This window comes from Enterococcus sp. 4G2_DIV0659 (assembly GCF_002140715.2).
GTDB lineage: Bacteria > Bacillota > Bacilli > Lactobacillales > Enterococcaceae > Enterococcus_L > Enterococcus_L mansonii.
Window position 1 is genome coordinate 3,017,668 of record NZ_NGLE02000001.1, and the last position, 20,269, is coordinate 3,037,936.

A 20,269-nucleotide genomic window follows, 5' to 3' on the forward strand; every position below is an offset into this window, starting at 1 on the left:
TTTTTTTCGCCTATCTTCATTTTATGCACTTGATATGATATAATAGAAGTATAAAAGCTAGGGGAGTTAATCTCCCCAGCTAATCTTGAATGAGAACTTGAATATTAGAAGATTGATTTCGAAGCCAACTTCTATTTTCTTAGTTCTCTTTTTTCTATGCTTCCATTTCATATCTTACTCCTTCCGTTTAGTGTTAAAGGATATCTCCCTTACAAATATAAGTATACTACATGTAGTATAACAAGTCAATACTTTACCTAAATTATTTTCAATTTAATCAAGAAAAATCCCTACTATTAAAAGTAGGGAAACTCCTAAAACTACAGTTATTAAATAACGTATTATTTATTGTTCCATGGGCACGATCGTGGGCAGTGTGTGAAAAAATATCCGTTTAAGTAAGTTTCATAAGATTGCTATTGGTCTGTATTACTCGTTTCTTTATTTATAAATAACAAACAAAGCGAACTCGTAACGCGTAGGTCGTAGGTTCGATTCCTACAGCTGGCATAGTTAAAAGCCTGATAGATCAATGTTTTCATTCGTTGGTGTGTCGGGCTATTTTTTTACACCCAAAATGTACCTATATCTATATGGAACAGCACAAAAGTTTATCTAGAGATTAAAAAAAATAACTAGCGGCTGAGCATTAGTCTGTAGACGGAAATCAAAATGACACAATTGTTGGAGCGCCTAAAAAATAATTAGGCAAGTCAATTGGATTTAGAATTCGTATTCTAAGGATTTTTTAGTAATTAGCATCATCATAAAGAAAATAAAGAAAAAATTTTTGTCGATTAATAAAATCAGTAACTCCTGAAAGTTTATCTATTTCTGTCTGATTTTTGCACCTACTAAGAAAAAGTAGACAAAAGATAATTTTTAACAAATATATTTTTCTCATTTACTTATCCCTACAAAATGTTAATATATACTCTTATTAATTAACAAAGTAACCTGTTTAAACGGTTAAATAAGTTCTAAAGTATAGATAGAAGGGGAAGTTTTTTCAAAAAAGAAAGTAACACTTAAATTAAAGTTTTTCCAAAATCATCAAGTCTATACTTTCTTTTCTTCCTATAGAAAGTTATAATAAAAAGCGTATGATTTAAGGAAAAGGGATGACGAATGAATAAAAATAAATTAATGCGTAACTTAGATAATAGAATTGATTACGGTGTGATCTTACCTGTGTTTCTTCTTTCGATCATCGGTATACTGTCACTTTATGTCGCTTTAAGTAATGATCCAAACCGACCAGAAATAGGCAATATGCTTATGAAACAAGGGTTATGGTATTTAGTCGGCGGTGTTAGTATCATTATTGTTATGAATTTTAGCTCCAAGCTTCTCTGGCGGTTGACTCCAGTGTTTTATGTGATTGGATTAATCATGATGGGATTACTCTTGAAATTTTATGATCCCTATCTAGAAGCTCAAACAGGTTCTAAAAACTGGATCAGTATTGGCGGTACGACTTTTCAGCCTTCTGAATTAATGAAAGTTGCTTTTATTTTAATGCTGGCTTATGTAGTGACGATGCATAATGTCAAGAATGTCAATCGAACCATAAAGACGGATTTTTGGTTGATTGGTAAGCTTATGATGGTAACACTGCCGGTGATTTTGCTGATTTTACTTCAAGATGATTTTGGAACGATGTTAGTTTTCTTAGCAATCTTTGGCGGTGTCTTTTTGATGTCAGGAATTTCTTGGAAGATTATTCTGCCAACATTTTTAGCGGCTATTTTGATTGGAGCAGGAACGATTTATCTTGTTACGACTACTTCTGGTCGAGATTTTCTTTATTCTGTCGGATTTAAGCCGTATCAGTTTGATCGGATCGATTTGTGGATGAAGCCATTTCATCATGATCCAGATCGCTCTCAACAACCAGCCTTGGCGTTGACAGCAATCGGTTCTGGTGGACTCTTCGGTAAAGGCTTTAACGTTAGTGATGTCTATGTTCCCGTTAGAGAATCGGATATGATTTTTACCGTTGTTGGTGAGAACTTTGGTTTCATTGGCGGTTGTTTTATTATTTTGCTATACTTTATCTTGATTTACCGTATGATTCGTGTTTGTTTTGAAACAAATAATGAATTTTATGCCTATATTGCGACAGGTATTATTATGATGATTTTGTTCCACGTATTTGAAAATATTGGGGCAAATATTGGGCTTTTACCATTAACGGGGATTCCTTTACCGTTTATCAGTCAAGGTGGTTCCTCTATTTTGGGAAATATGTTAGGTGTGGGCTTGATTATGTCCATGAAATATCAAAAAGAAGCAACAATCGAAGAATATTAGACGAAAGAAGGCGTTAACATGTACACATTTTTCTGGTATCCAAAATGTTCGACTTGTAAGAAAGCAAAAGCTTGGTTAGATGAGCATCAGGTAAAATACGAAACGATTGATATGATCGAAAATCCGCCAACAGCAAAACAATTAGCCGCTTGGATGGAACAAAGTGACTTGCCAGTGCGCCGTTTCTTTAATACAAGCGGTATTCGTTATAGAGAACAAGGCTTAAAAGATAAAGTCAACGATTTTTCAATCAAAGAAGCCAGTGAATTATTGGCTACAGATGGCATGTTGATCAAACGTCCGATTTTTGTTAAAGGAGAGCAATTTTTAGCAAACGGATTTAAAGAGTCTGATTATGAAGGAGCTATTAACTAATGGCTGAAGAATTGAAAATAATTGATGATTTGTGGATTTTAAAAACCAATGAAGGGTATAAAATTGGTTTAACCAATGAAGCACAAGATGACCTTGGAAATATTACTTTTGCAACAATGCCAAAAGTTGGCCAAACATTAAAAAAAGGTGATTCTTTAATCGAAGTTGAAGCTGAAAAAGCGGTTAGTGAATTTAGCGCACCATTTAGTGGAACAGTTTTACAAGTGAATGAAGCAGCAGAACAAAACCCAAGTACGCTTGATGATCCAGAACAAACAAACGCCTGGATTGCTGTTTTGACAGATATTGACGAAGAAGAATTGAACCAACTATAAAATGATTGACAAGCCATTTAGATGTTGCTATAATTTCATCAATATAAAATAAAGTAAAAGCTTTGAAAAGAAGAGTACATATCAAAAGTGTTTAAAGAGAGCCCTGTTCGCTGCAAATGGGTAACATAATTGAGATGGAAGATGGTCTTTGAGCGGAATAAGTGAGCAGTAGTGAACTTATTACGGGAGTGCCCGTTATAGCACAGCAGTATGCGAATTCAAGTACTGTATAAGGCTATTATTGTGAAATGATAGTAAATCAAGGTGGTAACACGAAAGACAAGCTTTCGTCCTTTTGTCAGATAGATGACTGAGGACGGAAGCTTTTTACATGTTTAACACAGTTTACAAAGTAAACTGATGTTGAACAGTACTTGGCACACGAAGTGAGCGAAGTCTGCTTACTAGTGAATCTTATTCCAAGCTACGAATTAATAGAGCCATCTTCTGAACAAAAGCATAATCTGCGGATTATTTCACAACACAGCGTAAAGCTTGTAGTATAATAAAAAGAAGCAAAACCAAAGAAAGCGGAGGGGAAAAGATGCCTCTAATCGAATTAGAACACGTAAAAAAACAATTTTTAGGCAAAAACGGACCAGTACATGCAGTGAATGATGTTTCATTGACGGTGAATCAAGGAGATATTTACGGGATTGTAGGCTATTCAGGCGCTGGAAAAAGCACAATGGTACGTTTACTAAACGGCTTAGAATTACCAACGGAAGGCGAAGTCATTATTCAAGAGCAAAATATTGCTAAAATGGCGAACAAAGAATTACGCCAGTTTCGTAAAAAAATCGGTATGATTTTTCAGCATTTCAACTTGCTTTGGTCAAGAACGATTTTAGAAAATATCATGTTGCCCTTAGAATTAGCCAATGTCCCAAAACAAGAAAGAAAAGAACGTGCGCAACAACTGCTAAATTTAGTTGGTTTACAAGGACGAGGGGATGCGTACCCAAGTCAATTATCCGGCGGTCAAAAACAACGCGTGGGGATTGCAAGAGCGTTAGCTAATAATCCTGAAATACTTTTATGTGATGAAGCAACTAGTGCGTTAGATCCGCAGACGACAGATGAAGTATTGGACTTGCTTTTAGAAATCAATAAAACGTTGAATTTGACGATTGTATTGATTACCCATGAAATGCATGTCATCCGTAAAATCTGTAACAAAGTAGCTGTAATGGAACTTGGACAAATCGTTGAAGAAGGCGATGTTCTGGAAGTTTTTAGAAATCCAAAACAGGTAGTAACAAAACGTTTTGTGCAACAAGAGTTAGAACCAAAAGAAGATACGGAAGAGTTATTACGAGAGTTGATAAAAGAAAATCCGAACGGGCTGGTAGCTACACTTCAATTTAGTGGTGATAATGCGAATGAACCAGTTATTTCACAAGTGATTCGTCAGTTTGATGTCGATATCAATGTTGTGCAAGGGCAAGTTCAACAAGCCAAAGAAGGTGCTTTTGGAACCTTGACAGTTATGATTACTGGACAAGCAAGTGAGGTAGAAAAGGCGTTGGCTTTCTTCAAAGAAAAAGAAGTTGGTTTGGAGGTGATTCATCGTGGCGAATGAGACATTTGTAGAAAAGTATTTGAATTTTAGCCGAGTGAACCCAGAATCAATGAAACAAGCGGCAATTGATACACTATTTATGACGGTGATTGCAATGATTTTTGTTATTATTATTGGTTTTTTACTAGGCTTGTTGCTGTATAGTTTGAGTCGTAATAAATCACCTTACGCTAAGATTTGTTATGGGATTTTATCAGTAGTCAGTAATGTTTTTCGCTCTATTCCTTATATTGTATTGATTATCTTGCTGATGGATTTTTCAAGAAAATTAGTTGGTACAGGGATTGGCGCAAAAGCAGCAATTCCTTCATTGATTGTGTCAGCAGCACCATTTTATGCTCGCTTAGTAGAAATTGCCTTTCGTGAAGTCGATACTGGTGTCTTAGAAGCAGCTGACGCAATGGGCGCTTCTAAAATCCAAAAAATCTTTAAAGTACTGATTCCAGAAAGTACGCCAGCATTATTATCAGGTGTCACGTTAACAACCATTACCATGATTGGTTTTACTGCGATGGCAGGGATTATCGGGGGCGGCGGTCTTGGTGGCTTGGCCTATCAAGAAGGATTTAGTCGAAACAATAATACCGTTACATTGGTAGCGACAGTTTTGATCCTAATCATTGTATTTATTATTCAATTTGCCGGTGATCAATTAGTAAAACGTTCCGATAAACGTTAAATAATCAAAAAGAAAACAAATTGGAGGAAAGAAATATGAAAAAGAAATTATTCGGTTTAGCAGCATTAGCAGTGGTTACTTTTGGATTAGTTGCCTGTGGTGGCTCAAAAGACAAAACAGATGATAGTAAATCAGCTGGCTCTGAAAAAGAAAGCACTGTATTAAAAGTTGGTGCATCTGCATCACCACACGCGGAAATTTTAGAACAAGTGAAACCGATTTTGAAAAAAGAAGGCGTTGATTTAGAAATCGTTCAATTTGATGATTACATTTTACCAAATAAAAACTTGGCAGAAGGCGATATCGATGCGAATTACTTCCAACATATTCCGTATTTCAATTTACAAGTGAAAGAAAACAATTATGATTTTGCTAACGCTGGTGGTATTCATATTGAGCCAATGGGGCTTTATTCAAAACGAATTAAAGATATTAAAGATTTAAAAGATGGTGCAACAATTATCGCTTCTAATTCTGAATCTGATTGGGGACGAATTATCACGATTTTAAAAGATGCTGATTTAATCACAGTCAAATACGGTGTGGATTTAGAAACAGCGACATTTGAAGACATTGATAAAAACCCTAAAAACTTAAAATTTATCCACAATATCAATCCAGAAGTTTTAACAACAACGTATAAAAATGATGAAGCAGATCTTGTAGCAATCAATGCAAACTTTGCATTTGCTGCTGGTTTGAATCCATTAAAAGACTCCGTTTTATTGGAAAAAGATAACTCTCCATATGTAAACATCGTAGCTGTTCGTTCAGAAGATAAAGATAACGAAAAAATCAAAAAATTAGTAGATGCACTACACAGTAAAGAAGTACAAGACTGGATTCTTGAAAAATGGGATGGCTCAGTCAAACCTGTAGACAAATAGAAAAATAAGGAAGAGAAAATCTGAAATGATTTTTCTTCCTTATTTTATTGTCTATGCTTTCTAATTAAGTAGCTCTAAAATATCAACAAAAATTGGATCATCTTTTCGTAAGGTAGCTGTAATTTCTTCCGCGGTTTCTGGGGAACTGAAACTAGTAGAGGTAATAAAAGCCTTTTGTGTTTTCTTTTGGTAACTCTTTTAATGTTTGATTTATAGAGAAGCTAACTATTCAGTTGTAAAAACAATTCTGAAATCGTTGTAAATTATCTCACAATAAAAAATGAAAATCAAAAGTCATTAAAAGCATATTAAGGAAAAATAGAAGAGGGGATAAACGGATATAAATGCCCCTTATTTCCATCAATAACAAGTTACAAGAATAATAGTTAATTTAGAAAGATTCTAAACAAGTCCGTTTTTTCACAAAGAAAACCTAGATTAATTAAGAATTATTCTAGTAAAGAGATTGCTTATCATTCTCAATTAGGATAAAATGAATGAGAACGATAAAATAATTATTTTAAGTTGGAGGGAATTGTACATGTCCGTTTTAGAAATTAAAAATTTACACGTATCAATCGAAGATAAAAAGATTTTAAAAGGGGTTAACCTGACGATGAAAACAGGTGAAATCCACGCAATCATGGGGCCAAACGGAACAGGTAAATCAACCTTATCTGCGGCGATCATGGGAAATCCTAATTACGAAGTCACAGAAGGCGAAATTCTTTTTGATGGCGTAAATGTATTAGACCTTGAAGTAGACGAGCGTGCTCGTTTAGGTTTATTCTTAGCGATGCAATACCCAAGCGAAATTCCAGGAATTACAAATGCTGAATTCATGCGTGCGGCGATCAATGCCAAACGTGATGAAGATGACAAAATTTCAGTGATGCAATTCATCAAAAAATTAGACAAAAAAATGGAACTTTTAAATATGCCGGAAGAAATGGCTGAACGTTACTTAAATGAAGGCTTCTCTGGTGGGGAAAAGAAACGGAACGAAATCTTACAATTATTGATGTTAGAACCAACATTTGCGATTTTAGATGAAATCGATTCTGGTTTAGATATTGATGCCTTAAAAGTTGTATCAAAAGGTGTAAACGAAATGCGCGGTGAAAATTTTGGCGCGTTGATCATCACTCACTATCAACGTTTATTGAACTACATCACACCAGATGTGGTGCATATCATGATGGAAGGCCGTGTGGTGAAAACTGGCGGTGCGGAACTTGCAAAACGTTTAGAAGCAGAAGGCTATGCTGGAATCAGCCAAGAATTAGGTATCGAATACAAAGAAGAAGCATAAGGAGGACAAGATAAATGAAGGAAATAACAACAGCGAATTATCTTGACGACGTTAAAGCTTTTTCAGCACGTAACGAAGAACCTACTTGGATGACGGACTTACGTGTAGCGGCTTTAGAAAAAGCTGAAAACTTAGAATTACCAAAGATCGAACGGGTGAAATTTCACCGTTGGCCTTTGTTTAATGTGAATACTGAAGAGTATGCACCTGAAAGAATGAACATCCCAAGCTTTGATGCAATGAAAGACAATCCAGTGATCGTGCAACAAGGGTCGATCACAGCATTTGAACAACTTTCAGCAAAATTAGCCAATCAAGGCGTAATTTTCACGGATATGTTCACTGCATTGCAAGAACATGGTGATTTAGTTAAAGAATATTATATGAACAAAGCGGTTGAAATGGATGAAGATAAATTAACAGCTTTCCATACAACCTTTATGAATAGCGGTGTATTCTTATATGTACCGAAAAATGTTGTCATCGAAGAACCGATCGAAGCAATCTTTATTCAAGATTCAGCGAGTGAAGAATCGTTCTTCAAACATGTCTTGATCGTAGCAGACGAACATAGTGAGTTTAGCTATTTAGAACGATTCCAAACAATTGGCGATCAAAAAGTCAAAGTGTCAGCGAATATCGTGGTTGAAGTGATTGCCAAAGCTGGTGCAAAAGTGAAATATTCTGCTGTAGACCAATTAGGCGAAAATGTTTCAACCTATATGAATCGTCGTGGTCATATCATGCGTGATGCTTCTATTGATTGGGCGCTTGGCGTGATGAATGATGGTGACGTGGTAGCTGATTTTGATTCTGATTTAGTAGGCGAAGGCGCTCATTCAGAAGTGAAAGTTGTGGCAATCAGTGCTGGCAAACAAACACAAGGAATTGACACTCGTGTAACCAATAAAGCCTCTCATTCTGTGGGACACATTTTACAACACGGAGTTATTCGTGAACGTGGTACTTTAACATTTAACGGAATTGGTCACATCTTAAAAGGTGCTAAAGGGGCAGATGCGCAACAAGAAAGTCGTGTCTTAATGCTTTCTGATAAAGCTCGTGGCGATGCCAACCCAATTCTATTGATCGATGAAAATGAAGTAACCGCAGGACATGCAGCCAGTGTTGGTCGTGTCGATCCAGAAGAAATGTACTATTTAATGAGCCGTGGTCTACGTAAAGATGATGCGGAACGTTTGGTTATCCGTGGCTTCTTAGGTTCAGTGATCACAGCGATTCCTGTTAAAGATGTTCAAAAAGAATTTGTAGACGTAATTGAAGGGAAGTTGAATGCATGATAAACGCAGATAAGATTCGGCAGCAGTTTCCCATCTTGTTTCAAGAAGTAAATGACGAGCCGCTTGTTTATCTGGATAATGCAGCAACAACTCAAAAGCCTAAAGCAGTTTTAGATAGACTGACTTATTATTACGAACACGATAACGCCAATGTCCACCGTGGTGTGCATACGTTGGCAGAACGTGCCACGAAAGATTATGAAGAAGCTCGTGAAAAAGTTAGAGCCTTTATCAATGCCAAAGAAACAGCCGAAACGCTTTTTACCCGAGGCACAACGACAAGTTTAAACTGGGTTGCCAAAAGCTACGGTGATTTAGCGGTTGAAGCTGGGGATGAAATCGTGATTTCCTATATGGAACATCACTCTAATATTATTCCTTGGCAACAATTAGCAGAACGCAAAGGCGCAACCTTAAAATATATCGAGATCACAGCAGATGGCTTTTTAGATATGGAAAGCGCGAAAAAACAAATCACGGATAAAACCAAGATTGTTTCTATTGCGCATGTATCCAATGTTTTAGGTGTGATCAATCCAGTAGCAGAGCTGGCAGAGTTAGCTCATAGTCATGGTGCTGTCTTAGTTGTCGATGGTGCTCAAGCGGTACCCCATATGCCGGTAGATGTTCAAGAAATCAATGCTGATTTTTATGCATTCAGTGGGCATAAAATGTGTGGTCCAACTGGAATTGGTGTATTATATGGAAAACGTGAATTACTAGATCAAATGGAACCCGTAGAATTTGGTGGGGAAATGATCGATTTCGTGAATTTGTATGATAGTACGTGGAAAGAGCTGCCTTGGAAATTCGAGGCAGGAACACCAAATATTGCTGGAGCAATCGCTTTAGGTGCGGCAATCGATTTTCTAACGGAGATTGGCTTAGAAGAAATTCATCAACATGAAGCAGAATTAGTAGCTTATGTGTTGCCAAAACTATTGACAATCGAAGGTTTGACGATTTACGGACCGCAAGACCCAGCCCATCATACAGGTGTCTTGGCGTTTAATTTAGATGGCTTACACCCGCATGATACAGCGACGGCATTAGATATGGAAGGCGTGGCAGTTCGTGCAGGACATCATTGTGCGCAGCCATTATTGAAGTATTTAAATGTTCCAGCAACGGCTCGTGCAAGTTTCTACCTATACAATACCAAAGCAGATGCGGATCGATTGATCGAAGCAATTTTAGCGACAAAGGAGTTTTTCCAATATGGCTCTATCTAGATTAGATAATTTATACCGTCAAGTGATTTTAGATCATTCCAGCCATCCTCATCATCATGGAACGTTGGCAGAATCAAGCAAGAAAATCGAAATGAATAACCCAACTTGTGGCGATGTGATCGAATTGCAAGTGGCTATTCAAGACAATGTTATTAAAGATATTGCCTTTAGCGGAAGTGGTTGTTCGATTAGTACAGCGAGTGCCAGCATGATGACAGATGCGGTGATTGGGAAGACGTTAGTTGAAGCAGAACAATTAGCAGAAGATTTTTCTCAATTGGTGCAAGGAAATGACGTACCAGAAGAAGAAAAACTAGGTGATGCAGCGATGCTTAGCGGCGTGGCAAAATTCCCCGCTCGGATCAAATGCGCAACACTTGCTTGGAAAGCATTAGAACAAGCAGTTGAAAATGACGGACAAGGAACCGCAGGACAATTACACTGCGAAGAATAAGAATAAATTGAGTCGGTGAGAAGTCAGGCTGATTTTCTGCAACTTCCCTATCATCTTTAATCCAAAAAGCGGATTTAAAGCTGTTAGGTCCAGTTGCTCAAATCAAAACACCTGATTCTCAACCTAAATTAATCAGTGAGAAGTCAAGCAGGTTCTCGGCTGTTTCCCAAAATAATCAAAATCCAAAAAGCGGATTGTGTTTATTTTAGTCTAACAGCTCCAACCTAAACGTTTGATTCTCAACCTAAGTAATCAGTGAGAAATCAGGCTGATTTTCTGCAACTTCCCTATCATCTTTTAATCCAAAAAGCGGATTTAAAGCTACTAGGTCCAGTTGCTCAAATCAAAACACCTGATTCTCAACCTAAGAAAGGAACGTGAGATAATTTGAGTACTGTACCTGAGTTAGAAGAATATCAATTTGGTTTTCATGATGATGTGAAACCAATTTTCAGTACGGGAAATGGACTAACAGAGGAAGTTGTTAGAGAAATTTCACGTAAGAAAGAAGAACCAGAATGGATGCTGGAATTTCGTTTGAAATCATTAGAACAATTCAACAAAATGGCTATGCAAGAATGGGGACCAGATTTATCTGATATTGATTTTGAAAAAATCAAATATTTCCAAAGAGCTAGCGATAAACCCGCTCGTGATTGGGACGATGTACCAGATAAAATCAAAGAAACCTTTGAAAGAATCGGGATTCCAGAAGCCGAACGTGCCTATCTAGCTGGAGCTTCAGCGCAATATGAATCAGAAGTGGTTTACCACAATATGAAAGAAGAATTCCAAAAATTAGGAATCATCTTTACAGATACTGATTCAGCGTTGAAAGAATATCCAGATATATTCAAAAAATACTTCGCAAAATTAGTTCCACCAACAGATAACAAATTAGCAGCACTAAACTCAGCGGTTTGGTCTGGTGGAACCTTTATCTATGTACCAAAAGGGGTTCGTGTGGATGTACCATTGCAAACATACTTCCGAATCAATGCGGAAAACACAGGACAATTTGAACGTACGCTGATTATTGTTGATGAAGGCGCAAGTGTTCACTACGTAGAAGGCTGTACAGCACCTACGTATACAAGCAATAGCTTACACGCAGCAATCGTTGAGATCTTTACCCACAAAGATGCTTATACACGTTATACAACCATCCAAAACTGGTCTGATAACGTTTATAACTTGGTAACAAAACGTGCCAAAGCTTACGAAGGTGCCACAGTTGAGTGGATCGATGGTAACTTAGGTGCCAAAACAACGATGAAATACCCAAGTGTTTATCTAGATGGAAAAGGCGCTCGTGGTACAATGCTTTCAATTGCATTTGCTGGGGAAAACCAAATTCAAGATACAGGTGCGAAAATGATTCATAACGCACCAAACACATCAAGTTCGATCGTTTCTAAATCAATTGCCAAAGACGGCGGTGAAGTGAATTACCGTGGTCAAGTAACGTTTGGGAAAGATAGTGCTGGTTCGATTTCACATATTGAGTGTGATACGATTATTATGGATGATAAATCGAAATCGGATACGATTCCGTTTAATGAGATTCATAACAGTCAAGTAGCGTTGGAGCATGAAGCGAAGGTTTCGAAAATTTCGGAAGAACAGCTTTATTACTTGATGAGTCGTGGCTTGACTGAGGTTGAAGCGACTGAGATGATCGTTATGGGATTTGTAGAGCCGTTTACGAAGGAATTGCCGATGGAGTATGCGGTTGAGTTGAATCGATTGATTAGTTATGAGATGGAAGGGTCAGTGGGCTAAAAAAACATGATAACTATAAACGTTGATATACCAGCGTTTATAGTTGTTTTTCGTTTTTCATGAAAATTAGTGACCTTGATTTTGACCTTGAAGAAAGTGACGAACCCCTGTTTAGTGTATGTAATTAAATTATATTAGGGTAAAATTAAGTTGATTTTATGTTATTATTTTATAGAATATACTTTAGAAAAAGTGAGGAATAGAGATGTTCATAAATAAGGAGAAAGAACATGAGATTCTAGATAATATGAAACAAGAGGAACTGTTTTTGAAGGAATCCAGTAATGCTTTGGAAATGAATCAAGCTATATGATGACTAAATTGTAAAAATGAGTGTATTTAAATTACGAGGTGGATATGATTAGAGTTGGAATTGTAAATATTTCTTTAGAGTTATCAAAACAAAATGTAGACAAGCTAATAATGAGCATGTCTCCTGAGAAAAAGAAGCAGATAGAGAAATTTCATTTTGAGGAAGACAAAAAAAGATGTTTATTTGGTGAAATTTTATTTAGAGTCATGTTGTGGAAACAATATGACTTGCATTGGAAAGATATTAAAATTGGAAGAACAAATTATGGTAAGCCAGAAATCTTGAATCAAGAAAGCATTTACTTTAACATATCGCACTCAAGTGATTATGTGTGCTGCATTATTAGCGATGATCCCGTAGGAATTGATATAGAAAAAGTATCTTTAGAACAAGATCTTTCCGTATTTAGGAATGTTTTTACTCAGCAAGAGGAGGAGTACATATTTAAAGAAAGTGATGGTGAAGAAAAGCATCAAAAATTTTATAGATTGTGGACTCTTAAGGAAAGCTATATAAAAAAAATTGGATTAGGCTTATCGATAAGTTTAAAATCTTTTAACATTGTCTTTAATGAAAATCGTATTACAGTGGAGGATGAAGATAAACAAAAACTACCAGAAATATTCTATCAGTTTTTAATAGATGAACAATACTATGTTTCTGTGTGCTCAGAAAAAAAAGCAGTATTCTCCCCAATAAAATATTCCGGTTTGCAATTGTTAAGAGAGTATATGTTTTAAGAAGTAGCCAATAAAGTACACATAAATAAGATAGAAAATATTTTTCTGATTTAACATTCATGTCCGTCTTTATGTTTATATAACAAAAGAAAGGCACTAAGTACAAATGTAATAGATGATAAGGTTCCAGTAAAATACTTTTCAAAAAAACTAGTTGTGATAAAAATATTAAATATACTAGCTAGGAATAAAAAAATGGTCATTACATTTAACTTGAAGTTTAGAATTCTTTTGTTAGTTTTTACTTGAATAATTTTTCCATAAATAAGATATGTTGCACTATAAAGGGACCACAGAAGACACAAAAAAGCGCTCATAAATCTAAGTTTAGGTGGGAAAATATCGTATTCTCCGCCAAAAACAAACTTTCCCAAAGGGAATCCAGCTGTTAAAAAAAGATGAAGTAGAGCGTTAAGAAAAAAAGTTAATGAACAAATAATTGATGCAATTTTTTGCATAATAACCTCCAAGATTTTTGACATTACTCAACTTACTAAGTATACTGTATATTAAGTTGTTTCTTGAATTATACTTTTAAATTTAAAGTTTGTCTAGAATTAAAAGATTTGAAAGTATCGAGTAAAATACTTGTTTAAATAATGCAATCTTTTAATCATTATATAGAAGGTGTCAAAGATAATACAATTCTGTTTTTAGTATTTTATTGTTTTACAAAACAGAAAGTCTTACTTGCTCTCATTCATAAAACGGTCTTAATATCAATAAAACAGTAAAAAAGGAAAGGAATTAGTATAAATGCGTAGATTAAATTGCAAAAATAAGTGCAAAGCTAGAGCTAATTTTTGTCAAAAAATGAAAAGCTATTATTTCTAGATTCTAAGCCATACATTACTGGTTTTTAGTGTTCTATTGTTGGATATTTTTTGTTAAAGACATGTTCTATATAGATATAAGGTTACTCTTTTTTTTTAGAAGTTTTGTTTTATTTTGAATCAAGAAAACAATTAAGAATTTAACCGATTAAGAAGGAGGATTATTGATGGCATATTCCAATGCTTATTTTCAGGCTTTAGAAGTGCTTATTTTAATGGATATTACGTCAAAAAAACATGAAGGAGGATTTCTTTCAACAAAACTTATTGCTGCAAGTTTAGGTTTGCCTCAAGCCTCAGCAGCAAAAATTTTAGCTAAATTGAAATCTGCTAATCTTATCACTGCAAAAGAAGGAAGTCATGGTGGTATGGCGTTAGAAAAAATGCTATCAGAAATAACTATGCTAGATGTACTTAATGCAATTGAAGCTGGAAATTCATTGTTTAAAACTCAAAATAGTATGAAAATTAAAGGTGAAGTAGTTGATAGAATAAATACAAGTATAAAGAATGAGTTAAGTAAAACTGAGCTAATCATGAAGGACTCCTTAAAAAGTAAGACATTAAAAGACTTACTAAAAGATTATGATGAAGACATTTTTTGTAATGAAAATGTCACCCTGGAAGGAGAAGAGAAATTTCAACTTTAGAAAGAATCTTGTTATTAAAGAAAAATGATGGTTGAAATATGAAAAATTTAGTTTTGGAAAGGCTAGAGTTAAGTGGGAGATTACACTAGTATTTAGTACTGTTATTTTGAATTATGTTGCATGTTCATTAGTTTACACAGAGATTGTACAATGAAAATAGACGATGACTATTTGTCTTATCAAGGACTAAAATATATCATATTTTTTTGATTGGATGTAGAAAATGTAAATAAAAAAGACTAGAGAACGTTTTTTTTGAAACCGTTTTTCTAGTCTTTTTTGTATTGTACTTCAGCTAAGCTGGATGGTGGATAGTTTACAGTGATGTAGGGGGAAATCCGTCTAAAAAACTAAGTTGAAAGAGGTTCACAGCCGCTCACGACGCAGTGTCGTGAATGACAAATAGTATAAGGAGATAGAAATACAACTTAGCATTCGTAGAAAAATACCGTATATAAATTATATATGGAAAATATAAAGAAAGTATTGGAAAAGCTATCTAAGTGCTATGTGTAGGTTGCGTCAAGAATTATGTGTAAATGGAAAATCCATTCCATTATTCACGAATTAAAACATTGATTCTAATTAAAAACTTTTGATTATATTGATTGAATTGAGAAACTCGGAATCTCTCCAGAGATTCTACATTAGGAAATTGTTCTTTTCTCTTTGTGTATTTTTTCAATTGTTTGTTAAATCCTTCAATTAAATTAGTTGAGTAAATGGTTCTTCTAATTGATGGGGGAAAGTTATAAAAAGTTAATAGAGCAGGATTCATGAGTGATTCAACTACTCGTGAATACTGCTTTTCCCATTTGTCTGTCATAAAAGCTATTTGGTCAATTGCTTCTTCTTTTGAAATAGCTTGATAAACCATTTTAAAATCATCACAGATTTCTTTTCTATCAGTAACTCGAACTTTATGAGCAATATTTCTAGAAACATGAACATAGCATTGTTAAAATTGAGCATTTGGGTAGATACAATGAATACTATCGGCAATACCACTTAAACCATCCATTACTACTAATAAAACTTCCTCTAAACCACGATGTTTTAGGTCTTGAAGTACCTCTTTCCAAACATATGTAGATTCAGTTGGAGCGATAGTAAACCCTAGCACCTCCTTGGTGCCATCTAGACGGATACCAATCACGATATAAACGGCTTCTTTCGATACCGTTTTTTCTTTTTAAAGGAATGTGAGTGGCATCTATAAAAATCACTGAGTATCTAGCTTCTAATGGTCGTTCTTTAAAAGCTAGAACATCTTCAGAAACAAGCTTACTCATATTTGAAATCGTTTGTGGCGTATAATAATGACCGTACATTTTTTCAATCAGTTCAGAGATTTCAGACATCGTAATACCTTTTTGAAATAATTGGATAATTGTCGTTTCCAAAGAATCATTCGTTCTTTTGTAAGCAGGTACTGTTTGTTGTGTAAAGTCACCTTTCCTGTCTCTCGGAATTACTAGGTTCAATTCTCCATACTCTGTTCTAAACGTAGGTGAATAATTTCCATTATGGGAATTACCTGAATTGAATCCTGCTCTATCATACTTTTCATAGTCAAGAAACGTTGTTAATTCAGCTTGTAATAATAAATTAATAGTTGATTCTAAATGACGACGAAATAAATCATCCAAATCACCCTTGGTGATTAGTGTTTCCATAATTTCTGTTGTAAAATGAGTCATAAGAAAGTCCTCCTATAAAAATTTCTGTTGTCGTAACTTTAATTTTATAGAATGGACTTTCTTTTTTATACTAAATTTTCATTTACACAAAATATTTTACGCTATCTATGTGTATGAGATGGAATGGAAATACATGAAGTAAATGCGTGTAAGGATCAATTTCATTTGTCAATAGGTATTAAACAAAATTTAAGTGTTTCATCATTCATGGAGATTTTTAAAGGAAAAGTAGTTTGATGATAGTCGAACAATATTCAAATCAAAAGTATAAGTATGGAGTTTTAAATTTTGGTGTAAGAGATACTATGTGGACAGGGCTAAGAAGAAATAAAAAAGGATTGAGGACTATATAAGAAACCAGTTAATAGTTGATAAACAATTGGACTTGAGGTTATTTAAAGAGGTAGGTATCTTTCCTTACTGGACAGAGAGGGCCTATTTACAGAGCAACCCAGCTTTTCTTACTAGTGATGCTGATTTAGAAATAGTTTTTTTTCCTCTAGTTACCACTTTTTCGAGTTTACCTTGAATAAGGACTGTCGAATAATATGATTCTACTCGTTTTTAGAATATTAAAAAAATATTGACAACTAAACATTCAAAAGATATAGTTTAATTATTATATAAAGTAACAACTTTATATCGGGAGGTAGTAGTTTATGATTTTTGAAAATGCGTATCCACTTAGTAAATTGCAAGAAGGAATGATTTACCATAGTGAAAGAGAAAATAGTGATGTGTACCATGATATTTTTACATATTGGTTTGAAGGATATTATGATTACGCGAAAATAAAAGAATGTTTTCAGTTAATCGCTGAGCAAAATCCAGTTTTGAGAACATCATTTGAACTAGATAAATTTTCAGAACCTATTCAAGTGGTTAATAAAGAGATTTTAATTGAGGTCTCAGAATTTTATAGTCTTGAAGAATTTTCCAGTTTAGAAAAAGAGTTAAATGATTATATTTTAAAACGGAAGGCAGCTAAATTTGATTGGAATAAAGCGCCGCTTTGGAAAGTAGCTGTTTTTAAGAAAAATTCTTCTGATTTTGTAATATGTTTAGATTTCCATCATTCTATTCTTGATGGTTGGAGTATAGCGTCGATGATGCAAGCTTTTTCAGACTATTATCTGTCATTGATTGAAGGAAAAAAAATTAATAATAAGTTTTTCTCCAAAGCCGGATATGATGAATATATTAAATTAGAAAAAGAAGCAATTGAAGACAAAGAGAGTTGCGAGTTTTGGAAAAGTGAAATTAAGCATAGTAATGCAGTATCTTTAACAGCAGTTCGAAATTATCATTCGGGGGGGAATATTACAAGCAAAGGAACAACTATAAATACAGTCCTTATTGAGAAGATGAATGAAATAAGTAAAAAAAATAAAGTACCACTAAAGTATCTGTGTTTGTCTGCTCATTTTAAAGTGTTATCCTTGTTGACAAATGAAGCTCAAGTTACCACTGGAATCGTTTCGAATGGGAGAGTCGAACTTGAAGGGGATAATATCCTCGGACTTTTTTTGAACACACTACCTTTTACAATGAATCTAGAAGATCTCAGCTGGGATGAATTCATATATGCAACGTTTGAAAAAGAGAAAAAAATAATGCCATACAGGAGATATCCTATGGTAGAAATGATGAAGAATTTTTCCCGAGGTAATGAGTTATTTAATGTAGTGTTTAATTATATTGATTTTCATGTTTATCAGGAAGAAACTTTACAGAATAATTCATTTAAACTGAATAGAGTTGATGTATCAGAAAAAACAAACTTTCCGTTTTCGGTTCAATTTTCTAATAATCCAATTTCTAAAGAACTAACCTTAAGTCTAATTTATGATCAAGATATTTTTGAAGAAAAGTTTATAAGCAGAGTTTTGGAATTATTTATTAATACGATAAGGTCTATGTCGGATGGAGAAAGAATTTTTAATAATATCAGTATATTAAATTCCACAGAAAATGAGATTGACAGTTTGTTAGACACAAATCATGAAAATAGTAGCAAGGAACAGGTAAGTTTACCTTTATTCATAGATAAATTTTTAGATTGTTCAATTAGATTAAATGAACAGATAGCAGTCTATGATAAAAATAAAAGTATTTCCTATCGTGAATTAAATGATAATTCCGACCGAATGGCGTCTTATTTAGTTAGCAGAGGAGTAAATCCGGGTGATTCAGTTGGTGTCTATCTAGATCGAAGTATTGATCTAGTAACTAATATTCTTGCAATCTGGAAAATAGGTGCGTGTTATGTTCCGCTTGATCGTAAGTTTCCGAATAAAAGAATTGAATATATTATTCAGGATCTAAATATTAAAACAATAGTATCGGGAAAACAATGTGAAAATAATGTTTTTGATCAACAGTTGAATATTCTATTCACTGAAGATGGAGTCATCTATCCAAAAAGTGAAGATAGAATACTAAGTCTGAATCGAAATTCTTTAGCATATGTCATTTATACTTCTGGAACTACTGGAAATCCTAAAGGAGTTTGTGTTGCCCATGAGAGCATTGCGAATCTAGTAAATCATTATAGATACACAACCGATGATAAAGTTTTGATGACATTTAATATAGCTTTTGATGGCTGCTTGTTTGATATTCTAATTTCTTTGGCTAGTGGTGCAGCACTTTGTGTACCGACTGCTGAAAATCTGGTTGGAGAGATTCTCATTGATAATATAAATTCGTATGAAATTTCTATTTTAACATTAACTCCTACAGTTTTATCAAGTATTGAGTATCAGGAATTTGATAGCTTGAGAATGATTTCCGTTGCTGGTGAAAAATGTTCATTAACTTTAGCAAAAATGTGGGGAGAAAGATATGTGTTTAGAAATTTGTACGGGCCATCAGAGGGGACTATCTGTGCGACAGAATATACGTATGATCCGTTGAATGATAGTTCTCTAATTGATTTACCGATCGGAAAATCAATATCAAATGTTGAGATAAACATCGTTGATTCAAACCTACAGCCTTTACCTGAAGGAGTAGTTGGCGAAATATGTATTTCCGGAAGAAACCTAGCTCTTGGATATACTAGTGAAATCGAAACTTCAAAATCTTTTCGATCCAATATTTTTCAGTTAGCTAATCAATCAGATAAGAAGTTTTATCTTAGTGGGGATAGGGGGAAAGTTGATCATAATAGAAACTTGTTTTTTGTGGGAAGAGATGATAGTCAAGTTAAAGTAAATGGAATCAGAATGGAAATTTCTGAAATCGAAAATAAATTGGAAACTTTTTGCAGTGTTGAGTATGCGATTGTGAGGGTGAAAAGAATTGAAAACAACGATAAAATAGTAGCCTATCTTGTTCTTAATGACAAAAATGGCTCAAATGTTGTCGAGAGGTTAGAAAATTATTTGAAGCAATACCTTCCGCTTTATATGATTCCAAGCGAGTTTAAGGAACTTGATAAAATACCGCAAAATTCGAACGGGAAGATAGATTCAAGTCAATTAGACAATGCTTCAAAAAAATTAGAGAAAAAAGTTGAGGTAGAGACACTACCAAGAAACGACTCTGAAATTTTTGTACATGATCTAATATGTTCTGCATTATCAAAAGAACAAGTAAGTATTTATGATAACATTTTTGAACTTGGCTGTAACTCACTGATGATATTAGAAATTCAGAAAAAAATAAATGCAAAATACAATATTGAAATGTCTATTCAAAATATTTTTGACAACCCCACTGTTGAAAAGATTAGTTTAGAGATACTAAAATTACTATTATTACAGAGTATTTAGCAGTT

General features: G+C 34.3%; 16 protein-coding genes, 1 pseudogene and 1 other annotated feature. Of the genes and pseudogenes, 15 read left to right on the forward strand and 2 right to left on the reverse strand.

The genetic code is table 11. From position 1 onward, the window contains the following. Positions 1–1,128 precede the first annotated feature (1,128 nt). The 12 genes from A5880_RS14205 (at position 1,129) to A5880_RS14260 (ending at position 13,305) form a co-directional block, all read left to right on the forward strand. The gene (locus A5880_RS14205; RefSeq protein WP_086329677.1) at positions 1,129–2,313 is read left to right on the forward strand and encodes an FtsW/RodA/SpoVE family cell cycle protein; all 1,185 of its coding nucleotides are present in this window, start codon (positions 1,129–1,131) and stop codon (positions 2,311–2,313) included. 18 nt (positions 2,314–2,331) lie between these two features. Next, positions 2,332–2,688, forward strand: a complete 357-nt coding sequence (locus tag A5880_RS14210; protein ID WP_086329679.1) for an arsenate reductase family protein — start codon at positions 2,332–2,334, stop codon at positions 2,686–2,688. Then, positions 2,688–3,023 (forward strand): glycine cleavage system H family protein, encoded by a 336-nt coding sequence (locus A5880_RS14215; protein WP_086329680.1) that lies wholly within the window; start codon positions 2,688–2,690, stop codon positions 3,021–3,023. Before A5880_RS14210 ends, A5880_RS14215 begins: the two co-directional genes overlap by 1 nt. 53 nt (positions 3,024–3,076) lie before the next feature. After that, positions 3,077–3,321 (forward strand) — a binding site (T-box leader). Between the two features lie 246 nt (positions 3,322–3,567). Then, positions 3,568–4,605 carry a methionine ABC transporter ATP-binding protein gene (locus A5880_RS14220; protein WP_086329682.1) on the forward strand — a complete coding sequence of 346 codons (1,038 nt, stop codon included), beginning with the start codon at positions 3,568–3,570 and terminating at the stop codon, positions 4,603–4,605. A 49-nt stretch (positions 4,606–4,654) separates the two neighbouring features. Further along, on the forward strand, positions 4,655–5,284 hold the full coding sequence (locus tag A5880_RS14225; protein WP_179190394.1) for a methionine ABC transporter permease: 630 nt from the start codon (positions 4,655–4,657) through the stop codon (positions 5,282–5,284). A 35-nt stretch (positions 5,285–5,319) separates the two neighbouring features. Then, positions 5,320–6,171 carry a MetQ/NlpA family ABC transporter substrate-binding protein gene (locus A5880_RS14230; protein ID WP_086329686.1) on the forward strand — a complete coding sequence of 284 codons (852 nt, stop codon included), beginning with the start codon at positions 5,320–5,322 and terminating at the stop codon, positions 6,169–6,171. A 541-nt stretch (positions 6,172–6,712) separates the two neighbouring features. Then, positions 6,713–7,483: a Fe-S cluster assembly ATPase SufC gene (sufC, locus tag A5880_RS14235; protein ID WP_086329687.1), complete on the forward strand. Its 771-nt coding sequence runs from the start codon at positions 6,713–6,715 to the stop codon at positions 7,481–7,483. Positions 7,484–7,497: 14 nt separating this feature from the next. After that, positions 7,498–8,784, forward strand: coding sequence for a Fe-S cluster assembly protein SufD (gene sufD, locus A5880_RS14240; RefSeq protein ID WP_086329689.1), 1,287 nt, complete (start codon positions 7,498–7,500; stop codon positions 8,782–8,784). Next, positions 8,781–10,016: a cysteine desulfurase gene (locus A5880_RS14245; protein WP_086329690.1), complete on the forward strand. Its 1,236-nt coding sequence runs from the start codon at positions 8,781–8,783 to the stop codon at positions 10,014–10,016. Before sufD ends, A5880_RS14245 begins: the two co-directional genes overlap by 4 nt. Next, positions 10,003–10,470 (forward strand): Fe-S cluster assembly sulfur transfer protein SufU, encoded by a 468-nt coding sequence (sufU, locus tag A5880_RS14250; RefSeq protein ID WP_086329691.1) that lies wholly within the window; start codon positions 10,003–10,005, stop codon positions 10,468–10,470. Before A5880_RS14245 ends, sufU begins: the two co-directional genes overlap by 14 nt. A 387-nt stretch (positions 10,471–10,857) precedes the next feature. After that, on the forward strand, positions 10,858–12,252 hold the full coding sequence (gene sufB, locus A5880_RS14255; protein WP_010772886.1) for a Fe-S cluster assembly protein SufB: 1,395 nt from the start codon (positions 10,858–10,860) through the stop codon (positions 12,250–12,252). A gap of 357 nt (positions 12,253–12,609) precedes the next feature. After that, positions 12,610–13,305: a 4'-phosphopantetheinyl transferase family protein gene (locus A5880_RS14260; protein ID WP_086329693.1), complete on the forward strand. Its 696-nt coding sequence runs from the start codon at positions 12,610–12,612 to the stop codon at positions 13,303–13,305. 50 nt (positions 13,306–13,355) lie between these two features. Here the strand turns inward: A5880_RS14260 and A5880_RS14265 are convergent, their stop codons facing one another. Continuing rightward, complete coding sequence (locus tag A5880_RS14265) at positions 13,356–13,763, reverse strand: hypothetical protein (protein WP_336577197.1); 408 nt, start codon at positions 13,761–13,763, stop codon at positions 13,356–13,358. A 542-nt stretch (positions 13,764–14,305) separates the two neighbouring features. On the opposite strand from A5880_RS14265, the gene A5880_RS14270 reads away from it, so the two are divergent. Next, entirely contained in the window at positions 14,306–14,788 is a 483-nt protein-coding gene (locus A5880_RS14270) for an Rrf2 family transcriptional regulator (protein ID WP_336577198.1), read from the forward strand. 556 nt (positions 14,789–15,344) lie between these two features. Here A5880_RS14270 and A5880_RS14275 read toward each other — a convergent pair. Next, positions 15,345–16,488 (reverse strand): annotated as a pseudogene (locus A5880_RS14275) (IS256 family transposase). 123 nt (positions 16,489–16,611) lie between these two features. Here A5880_RS14275 and A5880_RS16210 point away from each other — a divergent pair. Both A5880_RS16210 and A5880_RS14280 read left to right on the forward strand, forming a co-directional pair. Continuing rightward, the gene (locus A5880_RS16210) at positions 16,612–16,725 is read left to right on the forward strand and encodes a hypothetical protein (RefSeq protein ID WP_143353620.1); all 114 of its coding nucleotides are present in this window, start codon (positions 16,612–16,614) and stop codon (positions 16,723–16,725) included. A 422-nt stretch (positions 16,726–17,147) separates the two neighbouring features. Then, positions 17,148–20,264 carry an amino acid adenylation domain-containing protein gene (locus A5880_RS14280; RefSeq protein WP_086329695.1) on the forward strand — a complete coding sequence of 1,039 codons (3,117 nt, stop codon included), beginning with the start codon at positions 17,148–17,150 and terminating at the stop codon, positions 20,262–20,264. Positions 20,265–20,269 lie beyond the last annotated feature (5 nt).

What these genes read in the sequence shown, in the direction of transcription:
- A5880_RS14205 (WP_086329677.1), top strand. Translation starts at nt 1,129, where the DNA reads ATGAATAAAAATAAATTAATGCGTAACTTAGATAATAGAATTGATTAC.
- A5880_RS14210 (WP_086329679.1), top strand. Translation starts at nt 2,332, where the DNA reads ATGTACACATTTTTCTGGTATCCAAAATGTTCGACTTGTAAGAAAGCA.
- A5880_RS14215 (WP_086329680.1), top strand. Translation starts at nt 2,688, where the DNA reads ATGGCTGAAGAATTGAAAATAATTGATGATTTGTGGATTTTAAAAACC.
- A5880_RS14220 (WP_086329682.1), top strand. Translation starts at nt 3,568, where the DNA reads ATGCCTCTAATCGAATTAGAACACGTAAAAAAACAATTTTTAGGCAAA.
- A5880_RS14225 (WP_179190394.1), top strand. Translation starts at nt 4,655, where the DNA reads ATGAAACAAGCGGCAATTGATACACTATTTATGACGGTGATTGCAATG.
- A5880_RS14230 (WP_086329686.1), top strand. Translation starts at nt 5,320, where the DNA reads ATGAAAAAGAAATTATTCGGTTTAGCAGCATTAGCAGTGGTTACTTTT.
- sufC (WP_086329687.1), top strand. Translation starts at nt 6,713, where the DNA reads ATGTCCGTTTTAGAAATTAAAAATTTACACGTATCAATCGAAGATAAA.
- sufD (WP_086329689.1), top strand. Translation starts at nt 7,498, where the DNA reads ATGAAGGAAATAACAACAGCGAATTATCTTGACGACGTTAAAGCTTTT.
- A5880_RS14245 (WP_086329690.1), top strand. Translation starts at nt 8,781, where the DNA reads ATGATAAACGCAGATAAGATTCGGCAGCAGTTTCCCATCTTGTTTCAA.
- sufU (WP_086329691.1), top strand. Translation starts at nt 10,003, where the DNA reads ATGGCTCTATCTAGATTAGATAATTTATACCGTCAAGTGATTTTAGAT.
- A5880_RS14260 (WP_086329693.1), top strand. Translation starts at nt 12,610, where the DNA reads ATGATTAGAGTTGGAATTGTAAATATTTCTTTAGAGTTATCAAAACAA.
- A5880_RS14265 (WP_336577197.1), bottom strand. Translation starts at nt 13,763, where the DNA reads ATGCAAAAAATTGCATCAATTATTTGTTCATTAACTTTTTTTCTTAAC.
- A5880_RS14270 (WP_336577198.1), top strand. Translation starts at nt 14,306, where the DNA reads ATGGCATATTCCAATGCTTATTTTCAGGCTTTAGAAGTGCTTATTTTA.
- A5880_RS16210 (WP_143353620.1), top strand. Translation starts at nt 16,612, where the DNA reads ATGGAAATACATGAAGTAAATGCGTGTAAGGATCAATTTCATTTGTCA.
- A5880_RS14280 (WP_086329695.1), top strand. Translation starts at nt 17,148, where the DNA reads ATGATTTTTGAAAATGCGTATCCACTTAGTAAATTGCAAGAAGGAATG.